15 protein-coding genes are annotated in these 21140 nt (G+C 70.4%); 12 read left to right on the plus strand and 3 right to left on the minus strand.

Annotation, left to right across the window (positions count from 1 at the left end; all coding sequences use genetic code 11):
- The first annotated feature begins 235 nt into the window (after positions 1-235).
- The 7 genes from ACGFWI_RS19210 to ACGFWI_RS19240 all read left to right on the plus strand — a co-directional run bounded on the left by ACGFWI_RS19210 (position 236) and on the right by ACGFWI_RS19240 (position 10217).
- Positions 236-3154 carry a putative bifunctional diguanylate cyclase/phosphodiesterase gene (locus tag ACGFWI_RS19210; RefSeq protein ID WP_393907157.1) on the plus strand — a complete coding sequence of 973 codons (2919 nt, stop codon included), beginning with the start codon at positions 236-238 and terminating at the stop codon, positions 3152-3154.
- Between the two features lie 207 nt (positions 3155-3361).
- Positions 3362-5233 (plus strand): acetolactate synthase large subunit, encoded by a 1872-nt coding sequence (locus ACGFWI_RS19215; RefSeq protein WP_393907158.1) that lies wholly within the window; start codon positions 3362-3364, stop codon positions 5231-5233.
- Between the two features lie 40 nt (positions 5234-5273).
- Positions 5274-5798 carry an acetolactate synthase small subunit gene (gene ilvN, locus ACGFWI_RS19220; protein ID WP_242580259.1) on the plus strand — a complete coding sequence of 175 codons (525 nt, stop codon included), beginning with the start codon at positions 5274-5276 and terminating at the stop codon, positions 5796-5798.
- A 102-nt stretch (positions 5799-5900) separates the two neighbouring features.
- Complete coding sequence (ilvC, locus tag ACGFWI_RS19225; protein WP_393907159.1) at positions 5901-6899, plus strand: ketol-acid reductoisomerase; 999 nt, start codon at positions 5901-5903, stop codon at positions 6897-6899.
- Positions 6900-7167: 268 nt separating this feature from the next.
- The gene (serA, locus tag ACGFWI_RS19230) at positions 7168-8760 is read left to right on the plus strand and encodes a phosphoglycerate dehydrogenase (protein WP_393907160.1); all 1593 of its coding nucleotides are present in this window, start codon (positions 7168-7170) and stop codon (positions 8758-8760) included.
- 295 nt (positions 8761-9055) lie between these two features.
- On the plus strand, positions 9056-9460 hold the full coding sequence (locus tag ACGFWI_RS19235; protein WP_393907161.1) for a PRC-barrel domain-containing protein: 405 nt from the start codon (positions 9056-9058) through the stop codon (positions 9458-9460).
- Between the two features lie 157 nt (positions 9461-9617).
- On the plus strand, positions 9618-10217 hold the full coding sequence (locus tag ACGFWI_RS19240) for a TetR/AcrR family transcriptional regulator (protein WP_393907162.1): 600 nt from the start codon (positions 9618-9620) through the stop codon (positions 10215-10217).
- Positions 10218-10300: 83 nt separating this feature from the next.
- Here ACGFWI_RS19240 and ACGFWI_RS19245 read toward each other — a convergent pair whose 3' ends face one another.
- Positions 10301-11647, minus strand: coding sequence for a helix-turn-helix domain-containing protein (locus ACGFWI_RS19245; protein WP_393907163.1), 1347 nt, complete (start codon positions 11645-11647; stop codon positions 10301-10303).
- A gap of 264 nt (positions 11648-11911) precedes the next feature.
- On the opposite strand from ACGFWI_RS19245, the gene ACGFWI_RS19250 reads away from it, so the two are divergent.
- From ACGFWI_RS19250 to ACGFWI_RS19260, 3 genes are all read left to right on the plus strand, one after another.
- Positions 11912-12838, plus strand: a complete 927-nt coding sequence (locus ACGFWI_RS19250) for a proline dehydrogenase family protein (RefSeq protein WP_393907164.1) — start codon at positions 11912-11914, stop codon at positions 12836-12838.
- A 155-nt stretch (positions 12839-12993) separates the two neighbouring features.
- Positions 12994-14625 carry an L-glutamate gamma-semialdehyde dehydrogenase gene (gene pruA, locus ACGFWI_RS19255; protein WP_393907165.1) on the plus strand — a complete coding sequence of 544 codons (1632 nt, stop codon included), beginning with the start codon at positions 12994-12996 and terminating at the stop codon, positions 14623-14625.
- Between the two features lie 441 nt (positions 14626-15066).
- Entirely contained in the window at positions 15067-15198 is a 132-nt protein-coding gene (locus tag ACGFWI_RS19260) for a hypothetical protein (RefSeq protein WP_088800221.1), read from the plus strand.
- Positions 15199-15349: 151 nt separating this feature from the next.
- Here ACGFWI_RS19260 and ACGFWI_RS19265 read toward each other — a convergent pair whose 3' ends face one another.
- Positions 15350-16957 carry a fibronectin type III domain-containing protein gene (locus ACGFWI_RS19265; protein ID WP_393907166.1) on the minus strand — a complete coding sequence of 536 codons (1608 nt, stop codon included), beginning with the start codon at positions 16955-16957 and terminating at the stop codon, positions 15350-15352.
- A 129-nt stretch (positions 16958-17086) separates the two neighbouring features.
- Here ACGFWI_RS19265 and ACGFWI_RS19270 point away from each other — a divergent pair, with 129 nt between their 5' ends.
- Complete coding sequence (locus ACGFWI_RS19270; protein WP_393907167.1) at positions 17087-18127, plus strand: 3-isopropylmalate dehydrogenase; 1041 nt, start codon at positions 17087-17089, stop codon at positions 18125-18127.
- A gap of 362 nt (positions 18128-18489) precedes the next feature.
- Positions 18490-19578, plus strand: coding sequence for a branched-chain amino acid aminotransferase (locus tag ACGFWI_RS19275; protein WP_393907168.1), 1089 nt, complete (start codon positions 18490-18492; stop codon positions 19576-19578).
- A 75-nt stretch (positions 19579-19653) separates the two neighbouring features.
- Here the strand turns inward: ACGFWI_RS19275 and ACGFWI_RS19280 are convergent, their stop codons facing one another.
- Positions 19654-21108 carry a cytosine permease gene (locus ACGFWI_RS19280; RefSeq protein WP_393907169.1) on the minus strand — a complete coding sequence of 485 codons (1455 nt, stop codon included), beginning with the start codon at positions 21106-21108 and terminating at the stop codon, positions 19654-19656.
- Between the last annotated feature and the right edge of the window lie 32 nt (positions 21109-21140).

The raw sequence follows: 21140 nt of genomic DNA on the forward strand, positions 1-21140 counted from the left end.
TCCGTAGAGACACTATGTCCCTGAGTGACGGAACTGGTATCGTCCCGAGCGGGGACGGCGCCGGGAAGGACGTGGCGCGATGCGAACGATCCGGAACTCGAGGGGGGCGACGGGCGATGTACAGCCGATGGATGATTCGCGAGAAGCGCGATCCACGAGCGCCCACGGGAATACTGCGAGGACCCCGGGCGTACCGCTCGCGACGACGCCCGGTGCGGGTGAGGGGGAGAGTCCGGTGAGCGCCCCCGGGGCGATGCTCTCCCGGCCGCCGACGCCGGCCGGCAATCCGCCGGGCACGGTACCGCAGATCGTCCTCGCCGTGGTCTGCGGCGGCTATGCCGTCGGCGCCGCCTTCGGCTGGGGATCCTCGGAAGTCGCCGCGTTCATGGGGGACTTCGGCCTCAGCTTTGCGGCGTTCCTGGCCGCCTTCTCCTGCGGTCTCTACGCCCGCAAGCGCCGCAGCCGGTTCCGCCCGGCATGGATGCTGTTCGCCGCCTCGTCCGGGATGGCCGGACTCGGCAACGGCGTATGGGGCTGGTACGAGGTCATCCAGGGCACCACGGTCCCCAGTCCCTGCCTGGCCGACTTCTGCTTCCTGCTGTTCGCGCCACCGGCCATCGTCGGCCTGCTGGTGCTCGCCAAGAGGCCGGTGACCAGGGCCGGTTGGGTCTGCCTGGGCCTCGACTCCTGGCTGATCGCGGGATCGCTGGTCACCCTCTCATGGAGCCTCGCGCTCGCGCACACCGCCCACTTCCAGGGCCGCAGCGTGGCGCAGAGCGCACTGTCGCTCGCCTACCCGCTGCTGGACATCGTGCTGGTGAGCATGGTGCTCGCGCTGCACTTCCGGCGCTCCTCGGTGCACCGCTCGGCCATCAACACCGCCGTCGCGGCGCTGGCGCTGACGGTGCTGTGCGACGCCCTGTTCAGCTCACCGCTGCTGCGCGAGCACTACCGCTCCGGCCAGATCCTGGACGCCGGATGGTTCGCCGGCTCGATGCTGCTCGCGTACGCGCCCTGGGTCGCCCGCCGCGCGGGCGAGGTGTGCCCCGAGGAGGAGGTCAAGCCGGCCGCCCGCCGGGACCAGCCGCACGGCAGCCGCCCCATCGCGGGCTCGCTCGCCGCGCTGACCCCGTATCTCGCCGCCGCCGTCTGCACGCTGGGCATCCTCACCAACGTCCTCGACGGGCGCCGCATCGACCGCGTGGTGCTCTTCACCGGCTGCACGGTCGTCCTGGCGCTGGTCGTCCGCCAGGGCATCATGCTGCTCGACAACATCACCCTCACCCAGGAACTGGCGCAGAAGGAGAACCACTTCCGCTCCCTGGTGCAGGGCTCCAGCGATGTCATCATGATCGCCGCCCCGACCGGTGTGCTCCGCTATGTGAGCCCGGCCGCCGCCGGTGTCTACGGCCGCGACGCCGAGGAGCTGGTCGGCTCCGAGCTGGCCTCGCTGATCCACCCCGAAGACCTGGGCCGGGTGGTGCACGAGGTCCGCAGATTCCTCGCCGCCGCCCCCGAGGACGAACCGACCACCCGTATCGAATGCCGCTTCCGGGCCGGCGAACAGCGCTCCGGCGGCGACGGCTGGCTGAACGTCGAATCCACGGTCAACCGCCATCACGGCGGCCTGATCTTCAACTCCCGCGATGTCACCGAACGCGTCCGGCTGCAGGCCCAGCTCCAGCACAACGCCTCACACGACGCGCTCACCGACCTGCCCAACCGCGCGCTGTTCACCGAACGCGTCACCCAGGCCGTCACCGGCCGCCGGGCCAGCGACCACGACACCGCGGTGCTCTACATCGACCTCGACGGCTTCAAGCAGGTCAACGACACCATCGGCCATCAGGCGGGCGACGAACTGCTGGTGCAGGCGGCCCGCAGGCTCGGTGAGTCGGTGCGCTCCGGGGACATAGCGGCGCGCCTGGGCGGTGACGAGTTCGCCGCGCTGATCACCGGAGACGGCACCCGCGACCGCGCCGCCCGCGAGTTCCGTATCCACGAGATCGCCGACCGGCTGCGCATCAAACTCTCCGAGCCGTACCGCATCGACGGCCGGGACGTACGGGTCGCGGCCAGCATCGGCGTCGCCTTCGCCGACCCCGGGGTGAGTCCCGCGGGCCTGCTGCGCAACGCCGACCTTGCGATGTACCGCGCCAAGCAGGCCGGCAAGGGCCGGGTGGAGCTGTACGCACCCCAGATGCAGAGCGAGGTGGCACACCGTGCCGACCTTGCGACCAAGCTCCGTACGGCCCTGCACGAGGGGGCGTTCGCGCTGCTGCACCAACCGGTGGTGGAACTGGCCGGCGGCCGGGTCACCGCGGTCGCGGCCCACGCCCGCTGGCGCTCCGCCCAGGGCATCCTCTTCACCCCGGCCGAATTCCTGCGGGTCGGCGACCGCGGCCGGTTCACCGACGACGGCGACCGCGCGGCGGAGCTGGAGCGCTGGCAGCTGGGGGAGGCCGTCGAGCAGGCCGCGGCGCGCCACCGCGCCGGCTACACGGTCCCGGTCGCGGTCCGGCTCTCCGCCCGCCGGCTGCTGGACCATGCGCTGTCCCCCAAGGGCGTCGAGTCGCTGCTCACCCGGCACGGCCTGCCGTCGAGCGCACTCGTCCTGGAACTGTCCGAAAGCGATGCCCGGATCCCGCTCGACGACCTGGAGCGTCGGCTGGTCGCGCTGCGCCGCCTCGGCGTACGGATCGCCCTCGACGGCTTCGGCAGCGGATATGCCGCCATCAGCGCGCTGCGCCGGCTTCCGGTCGACGTCCTTCGGCTGGACCGCGGGCTGGTCGACGGAGTGGTGGAGTCCGCCCGGCTGCACAAGATCACCGCGGGGCTGCTGCGGATCGCCGGAGACCTGGGCATGCAGTGCGTCGCGGACGGCGTCGATCTGCCCGAGCAGGTCCTCGCGCTGCGCTCCATGGGCTGCACGCACGGCATGGGCATGGCCTTCTCCGGGCCGCTCGACGAACACCGGCTGCGGCGGTCCCTGACACACGCCCACTATCCGGTGCCGGACCTGCCGGGACAGAGCCGGTCAGTGGTGCTCAGCGGCAGCGGACTGCCCGTCCGGCACGGCGGACCGGCGGGTCCGGATTCGCTCGTGCATCCGCCATTGCGCTCAAATAGTGAGACCTCCGTCCCACCCACTTGACACTCGGTGCACGGCGGCGAGAGGGTCTGTGCCATGCGCACCCGAATTCTCGTACTTGGAAAGCGCGTCGGCTGAAGCCGGGTCCTGACGAACCCGGCTCATCGCACCGACGCGCTCCCCTCGCTTGCCACCTGGCACGGGGGGTTTTTTGTTGCACAGCAACCTCACAAATCCCGTCAAAACCCTCAGCTTCGAGAAGAGACGCAGATGACCGAGCAGGCCTCCGGGGCCCACCATCCGCAGCCGCGGGCCCGTCACTCCGGCGGACCGCAGCAGCCCGCCGCCGTCGAGCACGTCACGGGTGCGCAGTCCCTGATCCGTTCGCTCGAGGAGGTCGGGGCCGACACGGTGTTCGGCATTCCCGGCGGTGCGATCCTGCCTGCGTACGACCCGATGATGGACTCCTCGAAGGTGCGGCACGTCCTGGTGCGCCACGAGCAGGGCGCCGGTCATGCGGCCACCGGCTACGCCCAGGCCACCGGCAAGGTCGGGGTGTGCATGGCGACCTCGGGCCCGGGTGCCACCAACCTCGTCACCCCGATCGCCGACGCCCACATGGACTCCGTGCCGCTGGTGGCGATCACCGGCCAGGTCGCGTCCAAGGCGATCGGCACGGACGCCTTCCAGGAGGCGGACATCTGCGGCATCACGATGCCGATCACCAAGCACAACTTCCTGGTCACCGACCCCGCCGAGATCCCGCGGACGATCGCCGAGGCGTTCCACATCGCGGCCACCGGCCGCCCCGGCCCGGTCCTGGTCGACATCGCCAAGGACGCCCTGCAGGCGCAGACCACGTTCTCCTGGCCGCCGCACACCGAGCTCCCCGGCTACCGCCCGGTGACCAAGCCGCACGCCAAGCAGATCCGTGAGGCCGCCCGGCTGATCGCCGAGTCCAAGCGCCCGGTGCTCTACGTCGGCGGCGGTGTGATGAAGGCCGGCGCCACCGCCGAGCTGAAGGTGCTCGCCGAGCTGACCGGCGCCCCCGTCACCACCACCCTGATGGCGCTGGGATCCTTCCCCGACAGCCACCCGCAGCACGTGGGCATGCCCGGGATGCACGGTGCGGTCACCGCCGTCACCGCGCTGCAGAAGTCGGACCTGCTGATCACCCTCGGCGCCCGTTTCGACGACCGCGTCACCGGCAAGCTGGACTCCTTCGCGCCGTACGCCAAGATCGTGCACGCGGACATCGATCCGGCGGAGATCGGCAAGAACCGTGCCGCGGACGTCCCGATCGTCGGTGACGCCCGCGAGGTCATCGCCGACCTGATCGTCGCCGTCCAGGCCGAGCACGAAGCCGGCCACAAGGGCGACTACAGCGCCTGGTGGAAGGACCTCAACCGCTGGCGCGACACCTACCCGCTGGGCTACGACCTGCCGGAGGACGGCAGCCTGTCCCCGCAGCAGGTCATCGAGCGGATCGGCGAGCTCGCCCCCGCCGACACCATCTACGCCGCGGGCGTCGGCCAGCACCAGATGTGGGCCGCCCACTTCATCGGGTACGAACAGCCCTCGACGTGGCTGAACTCCGGCGGCGCCGGGACGATGGGCTACGCCGTCCCCGCCGCGATGGGCGCCAAGGCCGGTCAGCCGGACCGTACGGTCTGGGCGATCGACGGCGACGGCTGCTTCCAGATGACCAACCAGGAGCTGGTCACCTGCGCGCTGAACAACATCCCGATCAAGGTCGCGATCATCAACAACGGCGCGCTGGGCATGGTCCGCCAGTGGCAGACGCTGTTCTACAACCAGCGCTACTCCAACACCGTGCTGCACTCCGGCCCCGAGTCCGACGGGCTCGTGACGGCGGGCAAGGCCAGCGGCGGCACCCGCGTCCCGGACTTCGTGAAGCTGTCCGAGGCCATGGGCTGTGTCGCGATGCGCTGCGAGGACCCGGCCGAGCTCGACACGGTCATCGCCAAGGCCAATGCCATCAACGACCGCCCGGTCGTGATCGACTTCATCGTCCACGAGGACGCCCAGGTGTGGCCGATGGTCGCCGCCGGCACCTCCAACGACGAGGTCATGGCCGCCCGGGGCGTGCGTCCCGACTTCGGCGACAACGAAGACGACTGAGCCCAGGACGTCACGGACGCACGGAAGAAGAGAGAAGACCATGTCCAAGCACACGCTCTCCGTCCTGGTGGAGAACACCCCCGGCATCCTCGCCCGGATCGCCGCGCTGTTCTCCCGCCGCGGCTTCAACATCGACTCGCTCGCGGTCGGGGTCACCGAGCACCCCGACATCTCCCGCATCACCATCGTGGTCAGCGTCGAGTCGCTGCCGCTGGAGCAGGTCACCAAGCAGCTCAACAAGCTCGTCAACGTCCTGAAGATCGTCGAGCTGGAGCCCGGCGCCGCGATCCAGCGCGAACTGGTCCTGGCCAAGGTCCGCGCCGACAACGAGACACGCTCGCAGATCGTCGAGATCGTCCAGCTCTTCCGCGCCAAGACCGTGGATGTCTCCCCCGAGGCCGTCACGATCGAGGCCACCGGATCCAGTGACAAGCTGGAGGCGATGCTCAAGATGCTGGAGCCGTTCGGCATCAAGGAACTGGTGCAGTCCGGCACCATCGCCATAGGCCGTGGCGCCCGGTCCATCACGGACCGCTCGCTGCGAGCCCTGGACCGTTCGGCCTGACCCCCGCCGTCCAACCGGACCGTATGGCGAGACCCACCACCCTTCCCCACCCCGCCCGACGTACTGTGTGGGCACCCCGCTAGATCCAAGGAGATACCCGAAGTGGCCGAGCTGTTCTACGACGACGATGCCGACCTGTCCATCATTCAGAACCGCAAGGTCGCGGTCATCGGCTACGGGAGCCAGGGCCACGCCCACGCGCTGTCCCTGCGCGACTCGGGTGCCGATGTGCGCGTCGGCCTGCACGAGGGCTCCAAGTCCAAGGCCAAGGCCGAGGAGCAGGGCCTGCGCGTGGTGACCCCCGCGGAGGCGGCGGCCGAGGCCGACGTCATCATGATCCTGGTGCCGGACCCGATCCAGGCCAAGGTCTACGAGGAGTCCATCAAGGACCACCTGAAGGACGGCGACGCGCTGTTCTTCGGCCACGGCCTGAACATCCGCTTCGGCTTCATCAAGGCTCCGGCCGGCGTGGACGTGTGCATGGTCGCCCCCAAGGGCCCCGGCCACCTCGTGCGCCGCCAGTACGAGGAAGGCCGCGGCGTGCCCTGCATCGCGGCCGTCGAGCAGGACGCGACCGGCAACGGCTTCGCGCTGGCGCTCTCGTACGCCAAGGGCATCGGCGGCACCCGCGCCGGCGTCATCAAGACCACCTTCACCGAGGAGACCGAGACCGACCTGTTCGGTGAGCAGGCCGTCCTGTGCGGTGGCGCCTCGGCGCTGGTCAAGGCCGGCTTCGAGACCCTGGTCGAGGCGGGCTACCAGCCCGAGATCGCGTACTTCGAGTGCCTCCACGAGCTCAAGCTGATCGTGGACCTGATGTACGAGGGCGGCCTGGAGAAGATGCGCTGGTCGGTCTCCGAGACCGCCGAGTGGGGCGACTACATCACCGGCCCGCGGATCGTGAACGAGAACACCAAGGCCGAGATGAAGAAGGTGCTCGCCGAGATCCAGGACGGCACCTTCGCCAACAACTGGATGGCGGAGTACAACGCCGGCCTGCCGAAGTACAACGAGTACAAGAAGGCCGACGAGGACCACCTCCTGGAGACCACCGGCAAGCAGCTGCGCAAGCTGATGAGCTGGGTGGACGACGAGGCGTAAGCCGAACGGACAGGGGGCCGCGAAGCAGCTCGCGGCCCCTCGTCCTGCGTCCCGCCAAGGCCGCCACGGCGCCTTGTCCACCGCGTAGAACCACGCACGGGTGATCCTTCCGCAACGGCACAGGACGCGCCCCCCAGCGCCACTACACTGCTAATCACAAGCGCGTCAGGCTCACAGCGTCGTGCGTCTTCCACGCGGCTTTCCCCCTTCACCGCCTTCGGCCGTCGGGACGGCCGTCCGCGAAGGACTAGTGAGGACTGAAGACCACGTGAGCTCGAAACCTGTCGTACTGATCGCCGAAGAACTGTCGCCCGCCACCGTCGACGCCCTCGGTCCGGACTTCGAGATCCGGCACTGCAACGGCGCCGACCGCGCCGAGCTGCTTCCCGCGATCGCCGAAGTCGACGCCGTCCTCGTGCGCAGCGCGACGAAGATCGACGCCGAAGCCATCGCCGCCGCCAAGAAGCTGAGGGTCGTCGCCCGCGCGGGCGTGGGCCTGGACAATGTCGATGTCTCCGCCGCCACCAAGGCCGGCGTGATGGTCGTCAACGCCCCGACCTCCAACATCGTCACCGCCGCCGAGCTCGCCTGCGGTCTGCTGGTCGCCACGGCCCGCAACATCCCGCAGGCCAACACCGCCCTGAAGAACGGCGAGTGGAAGCGCAGCAAGTACACGGGCGTCGAGCTCAGCGAGAAGACCCTCGGTGTGGTCGGTCTCGGCCGGATCGGCGTCCTGGTCGCTCAGCGGATGTCGGCGTTCGGCATGAAGGTCGTCGCCTACGACCCCTACGTCCAGCCGGCCCGTGCCGCGCAGATGGGCGTCAAGCTGCTGACCCTCGACGAGCTGCTGGAGGTCTCGGACTTCATCACCGTGCACCTCCCCAAGACGCCCGAGACCGTCGGTCTCATCGGCAACGAGGCGCTGCACAAGGTCAAGCCGTCGGTCCGGATCGTCAACGCCGCGCGTGGCGGGATCGTCGACGAGGCGGCGCTGGCCAGCGCGCTGAAGGAGGGCCGGGTGGCCGGCGCGGGCCTCGACGTCTACGCGACCGAGCCCTGCACCGACTCGCCGCTCTTCGAGTTCGACCAGGTCGTCGCCACCCCGCACCTCGGTGCGTCGACGGGCGAGGCGCAGGAGAAGGCCGGTATCTCGGTCGCCAGGTCGGTGCGGCTCGCGCTGGCCGGCGAGCTGGTGCCGGACGCGGTCAACGTCCAGGGCGGTGTGATCGCCGAGGACGTCAAGCCGGGTCTGCCGCTGGCCGAGCGCCTCGGCCGGATCTTCACCGCGCTGGCCGGCGAGGTCGCCATGCGCCTCGACGTCGAGGTGTACGGCGAGATCACCCAGCACGACGTCAAGGTACTCGAACTCTCCGCGCTCAAGGGTGTGTTCGAGGACGTCGTGGACGAGACGGTGTCCTATGTCAACGCCCCGCTGTTCGCGCAGGAGCGCGGCGTGGAGGTGCGGCTGACGACCAGCAGCGAGTCGCCCGAGCACCGCAATGTGGTGACCGTGCGCGGCACCCTCGCGGGCGGTGACGAGGTGTCGATCTCCGGCACGCTGTCGGGCCACAAGAACACCCAGAAGATCGTCGCGGTCGGTGAGCACTCCATCGACCTGTCGCTCGCGGACCACATGGCCTTCATGCGCTACAGCGACCGCCCCGGTGTCGTCGGCACCGTCGGCCGGATCCTGGGCGAGGCGGGCATCAACATCGGCGGGATGCAGGTCTCCCGGGCCGATGTCGGTGGCGAGGCGCTGGTCGCACTGACCGTCGACGACACGATTCCGCCGAACGTGCTCGCCGAGATCGCCGAGGAGATCGGTGCGACCTCCGTGCGCGCGGTGAACCTCGGCGACTGATTCGCCGGTTTTTCGCAGGTCAACGGGCCCGGATCCCGCTTCGGCGGAGTCCGGGCCCGTTTGCGTGCCCGGACATACGGATGCCGCCGGGGTCCGCGACTCGGCTCCCGCTGATGGCTGACCCGTCAACCATTCACCCGAATGGCGTAATGATGGTGAGGGCACGGGCCCAACGACGCCGTCGTGGGGCCGCCGGAGCCGGTGGCCGCCGGTCCTCCCGGGTCGCTGCGGAGATGTGGGCGTCGCGCAATGGGAACTGTGCGTGCCCCGCCGGTGCGTGCGGAAGGAGAGCGTCATGAATGCACCCCTGGGTGATGCCCCCCGGAGCCTGACCGGCCTGCATGTGGTCGACGCGGACGGCGCGAAGGTGGGCACGGTCCAGCAGGTCTACCGGGACGATGCCACCAACGACCCCGAGTGGATCACGGTGCGCACCGGGCTCTTCGGGCTGAAGGAGACCTTCATTCCGCTCGCCGGGGCCCGTCGGGCGGACGATGAGCTGCATGTTCCGCATGCCAAGGAAACCATCAAGGCGGCACCACGGATCGACGCCGACGGTCATCTCGACCCCTCCGAAGAGACCGAGCTCTACCGCCACTACGGGATGGCCCGGCCGGGTGACTCCCGGCCCGGCGATACGCCGGACCCCGGCGGGATGTCCGGCCCAGGCGGTACGTCGAACCCCGGCCCGGGTAATTAGCCGGACCCCGGCGGCACGTCCGGCATCGGCGGGATGTCCGGCACCGGCGGACGCCAGGACCCGCGGGACCCGGATGGGTGCCCGGACAAGAGGAAGATGTACGCCCGTATAATACGGACGTCTGGTACGAGCGTATGTGCGGCGATAGGCTGCCCTTATGGGACACCGTGAAGACCTTCTGGAGGGCGCCAAGCGCTGCCTCCTGGAGAAGGGGTATGCGCGCACCACGGCTCGCGACATCGTGGCCGCATCCGGCGCCAACCTCGCCTCCATCGGATACCACTACGGCTCCAAGGACGCCCTGATGCGCCAGGCGGTCATCGCGTCCAGCGAGGAGTGGGGCGCGAGTGTGACCCAGGTACCGGCCGCCGGCGGCGGGACGGAGGCGGAGGGCGCGGATCCGCTGGAGCGGTTCGCCGCGGTCTGGGACTCCGTCCTGCAACGCATCGCCACGGAACGGGATTTCATCGCCGCACAGGTCGAGGTGCTGGGACTGCTGCCGCGCGACGCGGCACTGCGCGAGGCGATCGGCGAGGTGCTCCCGGAAGGCGGCGAGGGGCTGGTCGCGGTCTTCGAGGGGGTGCCGGACACCGACGTCGACCCGGAGGCGGCACGTATCGTCGGCTCCTTCTACCAGGCCCTGCTCACCGGCCTGATGGTCCAGTCGCTGCTCACACCGGACGCCATGCCCTCCGGCCGGGACCTGGCCACCGCGCTGCGCCGGGTCACCGAAGGCGAGGTACTGGGGGCGAAGTAGCCCACCCGGCACCGGGGCGACGGCCGTCTGCCCCGACGAGAACCACCGGGCGTGCTCGCGGTCCGGCGGTCCGGGCAACGCCCCTACAGCCGGGCCGCCTTGAGGGCCATGTGCAGCAGCAGCCGGTGCTCGCCGTCGTCCAGGTCGAGGCCGGTCAGCTTCTCCACCCGGCCCAGGCGGTAGTAGAGCGTCTGACGGTGGATGCCCAGGGCCTGTGCGGTGCGGCTCGCCTGGCCCGCGCAGTCGAGGAACACCTCGGCGGTGCGCGCGAGTTCGGCGTGTGCGGGGGCCAGCAGCGGGCCGATGGCCGGGTCAGGTGCGGTGTCCGGCAGCGCGGTCAGCATGCGGTACGGGCCGAGGGCGTCCCACTGGGTGACCGGGCCCAGCCGGGGCTCGGCGCGGGCCGCGCGGGCCGCGTCCAGGGCCTCGCGCCAGGTGGCCGGAAGGTCGGTCAACTCCCTGGTGCCGGCGCCGATTCCGGCGGCGCCCGGCCGGGGCGGGGGGTGTCCGGCGGGACCGCCGCTGCGCGCCCCGCCGCGCGCCGCCTGCCCCTCGGGCGGCGCGGCGCCCGCGCGCGGGGAGCGCAGCAGATGCTCGGCCACCGCATGGGCGGGGGTGAGCGCGCCGGCCGAGCGCAGACGGACCAGCGCGGCCAGGGCGGGCGCGGCGGCCGCGGGCTGCGGCCGGCCGCCGGCCCCGGGACGGTGCTGCGTGGCGGCATCCGTCTCGTCCGCCCCCTCCGCCGGGGCGGCCGGACCGCCCGCCGGCAGCGCACACGCCGCCAGCAGGCCCGGCAGGCTGGGCAGCGGCGCCACATCGGTGTCGGAGGTGTCCCAGGGCAGCACCGCGACCAGGGTGAGCGGGATGCCCGGGGTGAAGCGGAGAGTGTCCCGCAGCGCATCGCTCAGCGCGGCCGCCGCGGGAGGCCGTCCGGCGGGCGGCGCGGCCAGCAACTCCCGCAGCAGATCGCCGAGTTCGGACCCGGCGTGGGCCTCGTCGGCCAGCAGTGCCCCGATCCGGGCGGCGGTGTCCATCGCCTGGGCGATCCGCGGGTCGGGCGGTGTGCCACGGCTGCCCAGTTCGAGATCGGTGAGATGCCCGTCGTCCAGCAGCCACACATAGCCGTGGACGATGCCGCGATGGCGTACGGGCAGGCAGATCCGGCCCTTGAAGACCCCGGCCGCCGGGTCCGGCGGAATGCGCAGCGCCGTCCTGGCGCGGGCGATCCCGAACGCTTCGAACCAGGCCCGTACCGCCGCCGAGGAGCGGCGCTGCAGGATCGACCGGGTCCGCACGGGGTCCATGACCTCGTCGTCGTCGCCCTCGTGCGCGCCGAACGCAATCAGTCCGAAATCCCGGTCCTCCAGCGTCGCCGGGGCGCCGAGCGCCGCCGAGATCTCGTCCACGAGCTGCTGGTAATCGCCCCGCATCCGCCGCCCGGCTCCTCTCCTGTCGTCACACCACCGGCACCGCCGGCATCTCGGACACCTCTCGTACCGCTGTCACCACTGACCCGGTCGCTGCTCCTCCATTCTCATACATCTGTCTGAGATCCCGACCACGAAGGCGTGACAGCTGTCGATGGCCGGGAAGTGGCGCGATCCTTAAGTTTCAGGTGGCTCAATCTTGCCGACGCGTTCTCCCCCCGTCCGGCGTCCGCCGGTACTTGTCACCCATGAATCGTGGAGGTGCCCATGCTGGGTCCCGTGCTCCTCGCCGCAGCGCGCAGCGACAGCATCCGCCGCATCGTTGCGGCTGCCCCGGTTACCCGCCCCGTGGTCGACCGGTTCGTCGCCGGCGAGCGCCTGGGCGAGTCCATGGCGGCCGTGCGGTCCCTGGCCGCGCGAGGCCTGGAGGTCACCCTCGACCACCTGGGCGAGGACATCACCGACCCGGCCGAGGCACTGCGCAACCGCGATGCCTACCTGCAGCTGGCCGCGGCCTTCAAGGAGCAGGGACTCGGCGTCAAGGCCGAGATGTCGGTCAAGCTGTCCGCTTTCGGGCAGGCACTGGCCGGCGGCCACGAGCTGGCGCTGAAGAACGTCACTCCGGTGGTCGAAGCCGCCGCCGAGGCCGGTACGACCGTGACCCTCGACATGGAGGACCACACCACGGTCGACTCCACCCTCGCGATCCTCGCCGACCTGCGGGAACGCTTTCCCCAGACGGGCGCGGTGCTGCAGTCCTACCTCTTCCGCACCGAGGACGACTGCCACGCACTCGCCGGGGAAGGCTCCCGGGTACGGCTGGTCAAGGGCGCATACAAGGAGCCCGCGTCCGTCGCCTTCCAGGACAAGCGGGAGGTCGACAAGGCGTATGTGCGCTGCCTGAAGATCCTGATGGCCGGTGAGGGCTACCCCATGATCGGGTCGCACGACCCGCGGATGGTGGCCATCGGCCAGGAGCTGGCACACCGCAATGGGCGCAAGCCGGCCGACTACGAATTCCAGATGCTGTACGGCATCCGCGAGGCCGAGCAGCAGCGGCTGGTCGCCGACGGGCACCGTATGCGGGTGTACATCCCCTACGGCACCGACTGGTACGGGTACTTCATGCGCCGGCTCGCCGAGCGCCCCGCGAACCTCGGGTTCTTCCTGAGGTCGCTGGCGACCCGCGGCTGATCTTGCCCCGCGGAGGCGGGCGCGGGTGGATGCTGGAAGCGAAGCCCGGGGTGCCTCCCGGACGGTGCCGCCCGCAGCCGCCCACCCCAAGCGGCCGCGGCCGCACCACCGACGTACGAAAACCGACGAGCGAAATCGAAGGAGACACGGCCGCTATGGACGCTGTGACCCAGGTCCCCGTGCCGGTGAACGAGCCGGTCCACACCTACGCCCCCGGCAGCCCGGAGCGTTCCCGTCTGGAGGCCAAGCTCAAGGAGCTGGCCGACAACCCGATCGAGCTGCCGATGACCATCGGCGGCGCGCACCGGATGGGCGGCGGCGAGCGTTTCGACGTCGTGCAGCCGCACCACCACGCCTCCCGGCTCGGTACGTACGCCAACGCCACGGTCAAGGACGCCCAGGACGCGGTCGACGCCGCGCTGGCCGCCGCCCCGGCCTGGCGTGCGCTGTCCTTCGACGACCGCGCCGCGATCATCCTCAAGGCCGCCGACCTGCTCTCCGGTCCCTGGCGCGAGACGATGGCCGCCGCCACCATGCTCGGCCAGTCCAAGACCGCCCAGCAGGCCGAGATCGACACCCCCTGTGAGCTCATCGACTTCTGGCGCTTCAATGTGCACTTCGCGCGCCAGATCCTCGCGGAGCAGCCCCCGGCGAACTCCCCGGGCGTGTGGAACCGCTCGGACCACCGCCCCCTCGAAGGCTTCGTCTACGCGATCACGCCGTTCAACTTCACCGCGATCGCCGGCAACCTCCCGACCGCGCCCGCCCTCATGGGCAACGTCGTGGTCTGGAAGCCGTCCCCGACGCAGACCTACGCCGCCGTGCTGCTGATGCAGCTGCTGGAGGAGGCCGGGCTGCCCAAGGGCGTCATCAACCTCGTCACCGGCGACGGCAAGGACGTCTCCGAGGTGGCGCTGACCCACCCCGACCTGGCGGGCATCCACTTCACCGGTTCGACCAAGACCTTCCAGTACCTGTGGAAGACGGTCGGCATGAACATCGAGAACTACAAGACCTACCCCCGGCTCGTCGGCGAGACCGGTGGCAAGGACTTCATCGTCGCCCACCCCTCGGCCGACCGTGCCGTGCTGAAGACCGCCATGACCCGCGGCGCCTTCGAGTTCCAGGGCCAGAAGTGCTCCGCGGCCTCCCGCGCGTACGTCCCGGCCTCGCTGTGGAACAGCGGCCTCAAGGAGGAGTTCGCGGCCGAGGTCGACGCCCTGTCCGTGGGTGACGTCTCGGACCTGTCGAACTTCATGTCCGCCGTCATCGACGAGCGCTCGTTCGCCAAGAACAAGGCGGCGATCGACCGCGCCAAGGCCGACCCGACCGTCGAGGTCGTGGCCGGCGGTACGTACGACGACAGCGAGGGCTACTTCGTCCGCCCGACGGTCCTGGTCTCCACCGACCCGGATAACGAGATCTTCAAGGACGAGTACTTCGGCCCGATCCTCGGCGTCCACGTCTACGACGACGCCGACTACGACGCGATGCTCACCCAGATGGAGTCCGCCTCGGCGTACGGCCTGACCGGTTGTGTCATCGCCCAGGACCGTGCCGAGGCGGCCCGCACCTGCGAGCTGCTGCGCTTCGCGGCCGGCAACTTCTACATCAACGACAAGCCGACCGGCGCCGTCGTCGGCCAGCAGCCCTTCGGCGGCGGCCGCGCGTCCGGCACCAACGACAAGGCCGGCGCCAAGCAGAACCTGATGCGCTGGACCTCCACCCGCTCCATCAAGGAGACCCTGGTCCCGCCGACGGACTACCGCTACCCGCACATGGGCTGACGCCCGCGCGTACACCGACGGCCCGGCCCCTCTCCCCGGGGGCCGGGCCGTCGGCGTTGTATCAGGGGACATCCAGGCCGACCTCGGTCATGGTGTAGCCCCTTCTCCGAGGTGTGGGCGGAATCGGCCTGGCGGGCCGAGCGACACCGCCACGCCAGGGAGCGCCGGGATGCCCGTGACCGGCGCATATCCGGGGATCACACGTTCGAGAGCACGCTCGCCGTCTCAGATAGTAGGAAGCCCAAGTAATTGTGCAGACATCACGGCCGAGCTGTCCTAGCTTTGTAGGAGCCGAACGTATCGCTCCATCGAGCGAATGCGGATGTGGCCCGGTGCACGCGCAGGTGACCCCTGTCGCGCCGTGGCTCCCGCCCCTTCCGGCCGCTTCTGGATCGACGCATCCCATTTGTTCTCGGGGCTCTGGCATAGGAGACGTGAATCATGGCTGAGACTGCCGTCCGCAGGACCCGTCACTCCGCCCGTACGACCAGCGACGCCGACCGCAGGAACGCCGCGGCCGCTCTCCAGCGTGCCCTCGACCGCCGTGACAACGGCGGCTCCACCGGGCACTGAGATGATGCGCGCGCGATCCGGGTCGGTGCTGTCGTCGATGTCCTGCCGCTGCTGCTGGCGGATCCGGCTGTCCGTGGCCCGTTGGCTCTTTCTCTCCTGAGCGTGTGGGGCGCCCGGATCCCGGGCGCCCCTGCGGACGCTCTCCCCTGTCTCACTGCACGGGCGAGCGGGTCACCTCGAAGTGGTCGATGCGCTCGCCGGATTCGGCGAGGGCGGTGACCTTCATCCGCGGGTGGCGGCCCGGCGAGACCTCGACGGCGATGAAGGAGTAGCCGGTGTAGCGGACCCGGGACCACTCCACGGTGTCCTTGTTCTTCACCTGGCCCTTGGTCCAGTGGTACGTGTCGACGTGGTCGACGTCCTTGACGTGCCCCTCGTAGCTGTCGGGCGCGGGGAAGTCGTAGAGGGCCCGGCCGGCGCCGCCGGCGGTCACGTACACGATGCCCTCGCGGGTGGTGTCGACGCTCTCGCCGATCGGCATCTTCTTGCTGACCCGGCCGCCCCTGAGGGCATCGGTCCGCTCGTAGACGTGGTTGTGGCCGTTGATGACGAGGTCCACCTGGTGCTTCTCGAACAGCGGCAGCCACGTGTCGCGCACCGCGCCGTCGGAAGCGTGCGAGTTGGTGGTGGAGAAGGCGCAGTGGTGGAAGAAGACCACGAGGAAGTCGATGCCCTCGGTGGCACGCAGCTCCGCCAGCCTGCGGTCCAGCCAACGGGTCTGCCTGCCGCCGGTGTAGCCCTGGTTGGCGGGGATCTCGTACGAGATGTCGTTGGCGTCCAGGGCGACGACCGCGGTGTTGCCGTAGGTGAACGAGTAGACGCCGGGGGCGTTCTTGGCGTCCGGGCCGTTCCCGGGCAGCGTCCAGCGGGCGTTCTGGCCGCCGTAGCCGTTGGGGGAGTACCAGGCCTCCATGTCGTGGTTGCCGGTGGTCACCATCCACGGCACGGACTTGGCCACCGACTCGGTCTGCGCGAGGAATTGGTCCCAGACCCGGGCGTCGTAGGTGTCGTGCTCGGAGCCCTCGCCGTCCGGGTCCGCGTAGCAGATGTCGCCCGCGTGCAGGTGGAAGGACGGGTCCTGCCCCAGGATCAACTGGTCGTTGGCGAGGGCGTGGTAGCTGACGCCCTGGTCACCGAAGGCGGTGAAGACGAACTTCCCGGGCCGGGCCGGGGCGGTGCGGAAGGTGCCGACGGTGGAGAAGTGGCGTGGGTCGGCCGGGTCGAAGCCGTCGTGGCCGACGCCGTAGTAGTACGTCGTTCCCGGGCGCAGGCCGTCCAGCGCGGCGTGCAGGTAGTACTGCTGCACGGCCGGCAGCTTCGCGGACAGCGACGGGGTGTGCAGATCGCGTACCTCGGCCTCGATCTTGCGCCCCAGGTCCCACGGCTTGAGGCCCACCCGCAGATACGGCCGGCGGACCGTGAACGGCACCTGCCAGCTCACCCGCATCTGGCTCTTGGGGTCCGCGCCGAAGGCCAGGTGGCGGCCGAACGGGGCGACCAGCGCACCGTCGACACGGGCCGCGGCGGGCGCGGTCAGCAGGGTGGGGGAGACGCCCTGGGCCGAACCGGCCAGCAGACCGGAGCCCGCGACCACCCCCGCGGTCGCGGCCGAGGTGCGCAGCAGACCGCGGCGGCTCAGCTTCGTACGGAGGTAGTCGTGCTGCTCGGGCATGCTCATCCGGGCCGCCAGCTGCTCCGGTATGCCGACGCGCGGGGTGTGCGAGGGCTGGGGGGTGGTCCCTCGGGTGTTTCCAGTCATGCCGCCGAATTTCGCAGCACGACCCGACCGCGGCGGGGACATGGGGTGAACGGCAGCTGACCGGCTCCCCACGTGTCCGTATGACGGACGTTACGTGTCAATCAATGGGACGGAGAGTAGGGTCCAACCATGTCTCGCAGCATTCGCCTCGCAGTGATCCCCGGTGACGGTATCGGCCAGGAAGTCGTGGCCCAGGGCCTGAAGGTCCTGACCGCGGTCCTCCCGCAGGACGTCAAGCTGGAAACCAAGGAGTACGACCTCGGTGCCCGGCGATGGCATGCGACCGGTGAGACCCTGCCGGACGAGGAGCTGGAGTCGCTCAAGCAGCACGACGCGCTCCTGCTCGGCGCGATCGGCGACCCCTCCGTACCCTCCGGTGTGCTGGAGCGCGGGCTGCTGCTCAAGCTGCGCTTCGCCTTCGACCACTTCGTGAACCTGCGCCCGTCGAAGCTCTTCCCGAACACCGCCACGCCGCTCGCCGGCCGCCCCGACATCGACTTCCTCGTCGTCCGCGAGGGCACCGAGGGCCCGTACACCGGCAACGGCGGCAGCCTGCGCACCGGCACCCCCGCCGAGGTCGCCACCGAGGTCAGCCTCAACACCGCCTACGGTGTCGAGCGCGTGGTCCGCGACGCGTACGCGCGGGCCAACGCCCGCCCGCGCAAGAAGCTGACGCTGGTGCACAAGAACAATGTCCTGGTGTACGCGGGCCACATGTGGAAGAACATCTTCGACAAGGTCGGCCAGGAGTACCCCGAGGTCACCACCGACTACCTGCATGTCGATGCCGCGACGATCTTCTTCGTCACCCAGCCCGAGCGGTTCGACGTGATCGTCACCGACAACCTCTTCGGTGACATCCTCACCGACCTCGCCGCGGCCGTCACCGGCGGTATCGGCCTGGCCGCCTCCGGGAACATCAACCCGACCGGCGAGTTCCCCTCGATGTTCGAGCCGGTGCACGGCTCCGCTCCCGACATCGCGGGCACCGGCAAGGCCGACCCGACGGCGACGATCCTCTCCGTGGCCCTGCTCCTGCGCCACCTCGGCTTCGAGCAGCAGGCCGCCCGCATCGAGGAGGCCGTCGCGGCCGACCTGGAGGCCCGGGACGGCACGGCGCGCAGCACGGACGAGATCGGCGACGCGCTCGTCGCACGAGTAGCGGGCTGAGGCCGGCACACAGCACCACGGACAGCGCCGGGCCACTCCAGGCCCGGCGCTGTCCGCGTTGGTCCGCTCTGGGATTACCGGCCGGTGGGTGCGACCATCGGACGCGGACCGCGTACTCGGTTCCGGCGGCGAAGACCCACGGGCGATAATCGGACGTGGCATCGCCGCCCGCGAGGAAACTCGGACGTCCCCGTAACGACCGGTACGTCCAGGAAATCGTGCGCGGTCGCCACAAACCGCACCGGTGCCGCATGGTGGGGGCCGACCCCCCTACCCCCGGCCGGAGGGCTGGGCCGGTGACGTTCCTCCCAGCGCTGGGAGGTGCCCCAGGTCTCGGAACACGCAGTGAAGGACATGCATTCATGACGACGCCCACGATCGAGCTCAAGCCCTCCTCGCATCCGCTCTCCGACGCGGAGCGGGAGCAGATCCTGGCCGCCCCCGGCTTCGGCCGCCACTTCACCGACCACATGGTGACGATCAAGTGGACGGAGGGCCGTGGCTGGCACGACGGCCAGCTCGTGCCGTACGGGCCGCTCTCCCTCGACCCGGCGACCAACGTCCTGCACTACGCGCAGGAGATCTTCGAGGGCCTCAAGGCCTACCGGCAGCCCGACGGCTCCGTCGCCACGTTCCGCCCGGACGCCAACGCCCGGCGCTTCCAGGCCTCCGCGCGCCGTCTGGCCATGCCGGAGCTGCCCGTCGAGACCTTCATCGAGGCGTGCGACCTGCTCGTCGGGCAGGACAAGGACTGGGTGCCGGCCCATGGCGGCGAGGAGTCGCTCTACCTGCGGCCCTTCATGATCGCGACCGAGGTCGGCCTGGGCGTGAAGCCCGCCAACGAGTACCTCTTCGTGGTCATCGCCTCGCCGGCCGGCGCGTACTTCGCCGGTGGCGTCAAGCCCGTCTCCATCTGGCTGTCCGAGGACCGGGTGCGCGCCGTCCCCGGCGGTATGGGCGACGCCAAGACCGGCGGCAACTACGCCGCGTCGCTGCTCGCGCAGGCCGAGGCCGCGGCGCACGGCTGTGACCAGGTCGCCTACCTGGACGCCGTGGAGCACAAGTGGGTCGAGGAGCTCGGCGGCATGAACCTGTACTTCGTGTACGGCGACAAGATCGTCACTCCCACGCTGACCGGCTCCCTTCTCGCCGGTGTCACCCGTGACTCCCTGCTGTCGGTGGCCCGCGACCTGGGCTACGAGTCGGAGGAGGCCCGGGTCTCCATCCACCAGTGGAAGACCGACACGGAGAACGGCACGCTCACCGAGGTCTTCGCCTGCGGCACGGCCGCCGTGATCACCCCGGTCGGCACGGTCAAGAGCGCGGGCGGCGAGTGGATCCAGTCCGGCGGTGAGCCCGGCAAGGTCACGCTGAAGCTGCGCGACGCGCTCCTCGACGTCCAGCGCGGTATCGCCGAGGACCAGCACGGCTGGATGCACCCGCTGGGCTGATCCGGGCTTCCCGGCACAGGACTGAGGCCGCCCCCGCATTGCGACGGGGGCGGCCTCAGTCGTGTCCGGACCGGCTCAGCCGGCCTCCGCCGGGGCCTTTGCGGCGGCGGCCGGGGGAGCGGGCGGTACGGCGCGCAGTGCCGAGACCGGGCGCGGGTCCCGGGCGATGAGGGCCAGGTAGGCGAGCCCGCCCACGGCCGCCGCGAGCAGGAAGCTGACGTCGATGCCGCCGGTCAGGGGCAGCAGCGGCCCCTGGTAGAACGGCGTGTCCACGCCCATCAGGCCGACCACCGAGCCCAGTGCCCAGGCGACGGCGGCCCGGACGTTCCAGCCCGCCCGGTACCAGTACACGCCGCCACGCGTGCCCCGGTTGTAGACCTGCAGAGACTCCGGGTCGTACGCGCCGCGGCAGCGGATGAAGCCGATCACGGTGATCACCGCCCAAGGTGTGCCGACGGCCGTCATCAGCAGGACGAAGGAGGTCATCGCGTCCTGCGCGGCCCACAGGAAGTGACCGGCGTAGACCAGCGCGGTCGAGAGCGCGGCGACGACGTAGGTGGCCTGGGTGCGGGTGGCCCGCGGCAGGATCGCGTCCAGGTCGAGGCCCATGCTGTAGAGCATCAGACCGGAGTTGCCGACCGAACCGGCCGAGGCGTTGAGCAACAGCAGCGCCAGGTACCAGAACGGGGCGCCGGCCACCAGCGGGCCCGCGTAGTCCGCGCCCGCGCCGACGGCGAGCGCGGTGAACGTGCCGAAGAGCTGCGGCACCAGGAGTCCGACCACCAGTCCCAGACAGGTGGCGCCGAAGACCTTCCGGGAGCTGTGCCGGTGCGGGGAGATGTAGCGGCTGTAGTCGCCGAGCAGGGTGATGAACGCGATGGGGCCGCTGAGGCCCGCGGAGACGGCGGCCAGCAGCCAGGTCTGCCAGAAGCCTCCGAGCAGATAGCTGCTGCCGTGCGGCGCGGCGGTGGTGAAGGTGCCCGCGTACGCGACGATACCGACGGCCAGCAGGGCGGTCAGGCCGAGGGCGAGCACTTTGCTCAGCCGCAGCAGCGCCCGGTAGCCGTAGACCGCGCCGACCGCGGTGGCGCCCGCCAGCAGGGCGTAGACCAGCGCGTACGTTGGACCGCTCGACGGCAGCCCGGTCAGGCGGTGCAGACAGCCGACGACCGCGTCGCCGCCGACCCACAGCGTCAGCGCGGTGTAGCCCAGCGACAGCAGCAGGCCGATGACCGAGCCGATGAGCCGGCCGCGCACGCCGAAGTGGGCGCCGCTGCTCGTGGACAGGTTGGTGGCGCTGCGCAGCGAGACCAGCGCGAGCGGGGCGGTCAGCAGGGTGCCGACGGCGGTGCCCGCCACCAGGGAGGTCACCGAGGGCCAGAAGCCGAGCCCGAAGGAGACCGGGAGCCAGCCGAAGATCACCACGCCGAGGGCGAGGTTCGACCCGAGCAGGATCGAGATCAGGTCGCGAGGGCCGCTGGTGCGTTCCTCGTCCGGGATGGTGTCGACTCCGCGTTGTTCGATCGGCATGAGGGCTCCCCTGAGAGGCCGGACAACAGTGT

This window comes from Streptomyces sp. NPDC048434, from assembly GCF_043200375.1.
In the GTDB taxonomy this organism is placed as follows: domain Bacteria; phylum Actinomycetota; class Actinomycetes; order Streptomycetales; family Streptomycetaceae; genus Streptomyces.

What these genes read in the sequence shown, in the direction of transcription:
- pruA (WP_393907165.1), top strand. Translation starts at nt 12,994, where the DNA reads ATGGACGCTGTGACCCAGGTCCCCGTGCCGGTGAACGAGCCGGTCCAC.
- ACGFWI_RS19250 (WP_393907164.1), top strand. Translation starts at nt 11,912, where the DNA reads ATGCTGGGTCCCGTGCTCCTCGCCGCAGCGCGCAGCGACAGCATCCGC.
- ACGFWI_RS19265 (WP_393907166.1), bottom strand. Translation starts at nt 16,957, where the DNA reads ATGACTGGAAACACCCGAGGGACCACCCCCCAGCCCTCGCACACCCCG.
- ACGFWI_RS19240 (WP_393907162.1), top strand. Translation starts at nt 9,618, where the DNA reads ATGGGACACCGTGAAGACCTTCTGGAGGGCGCCAAGCGCTGCCTCCTG.
- ACGFWI_RS19270 (WP_393907167.1), top strand. Translation starts at nt 17,087, where the DNA reads ATGTCTCGCAGCATTCGCCTCGCAGTGATCCCCGGTGACGGTATCGGC.
- ilvN (WP_242580259.1), top strand. Translation starts at nt 5,274, where the DNA reads ATGTCCAAGCACACGCTCTCCGTCCTGGTGGAGAACACCCCCGGCATC.
- ACGFWI_RS19260 (WP_088800221.1), top strand. Translation starts at nt 15,067, where the DNA reads ATGGCTGAGACTGCCGTCCGCAGGACCCGTCACTCCGCCCGTACGACC.
- ACGFWI_RS19235 (WP_393907161.1), top strand. Translation starts at nt 9,056, where the DNA reads ATGAATGCACCCCTGGGTGATGCCCCCCGGAGCCTGACCGGCCTGCAT.
- ACGFWI_RS19215 (WP_393907158.1), top strand. Translation starts at nt 3,362, where the DNA reads ATGACCGAGCAGGCCTCCGGGGCCCACCATCCGCAGCCGCGGGCCCGT.
- ACGFWI_RS19280 (WP_393907169.1), bottom strand. Translation starts at nt 21,108, where the DNA reads ATGCCGATCGAACAACGCGGAGTCGACACCATCCCGGACGAGGAACGC.
- ACGFWI_RS19275 (WP_393907168.1), top strand. Translation starts at nt 18,490, where the DNA reads ATGACGACGCCCACGATCGAGCTCAAGCCCTCCTCGCATCCGCTCTCC.
- ACGFWI_RS19245 (WP_393907163.1), bottom strand. Translation starts at nt 11,647, where the DNA reads ATGCGGGGCGATTACCAGCAGCTCGTGGACGAGATCTCGGCGGCGCTC.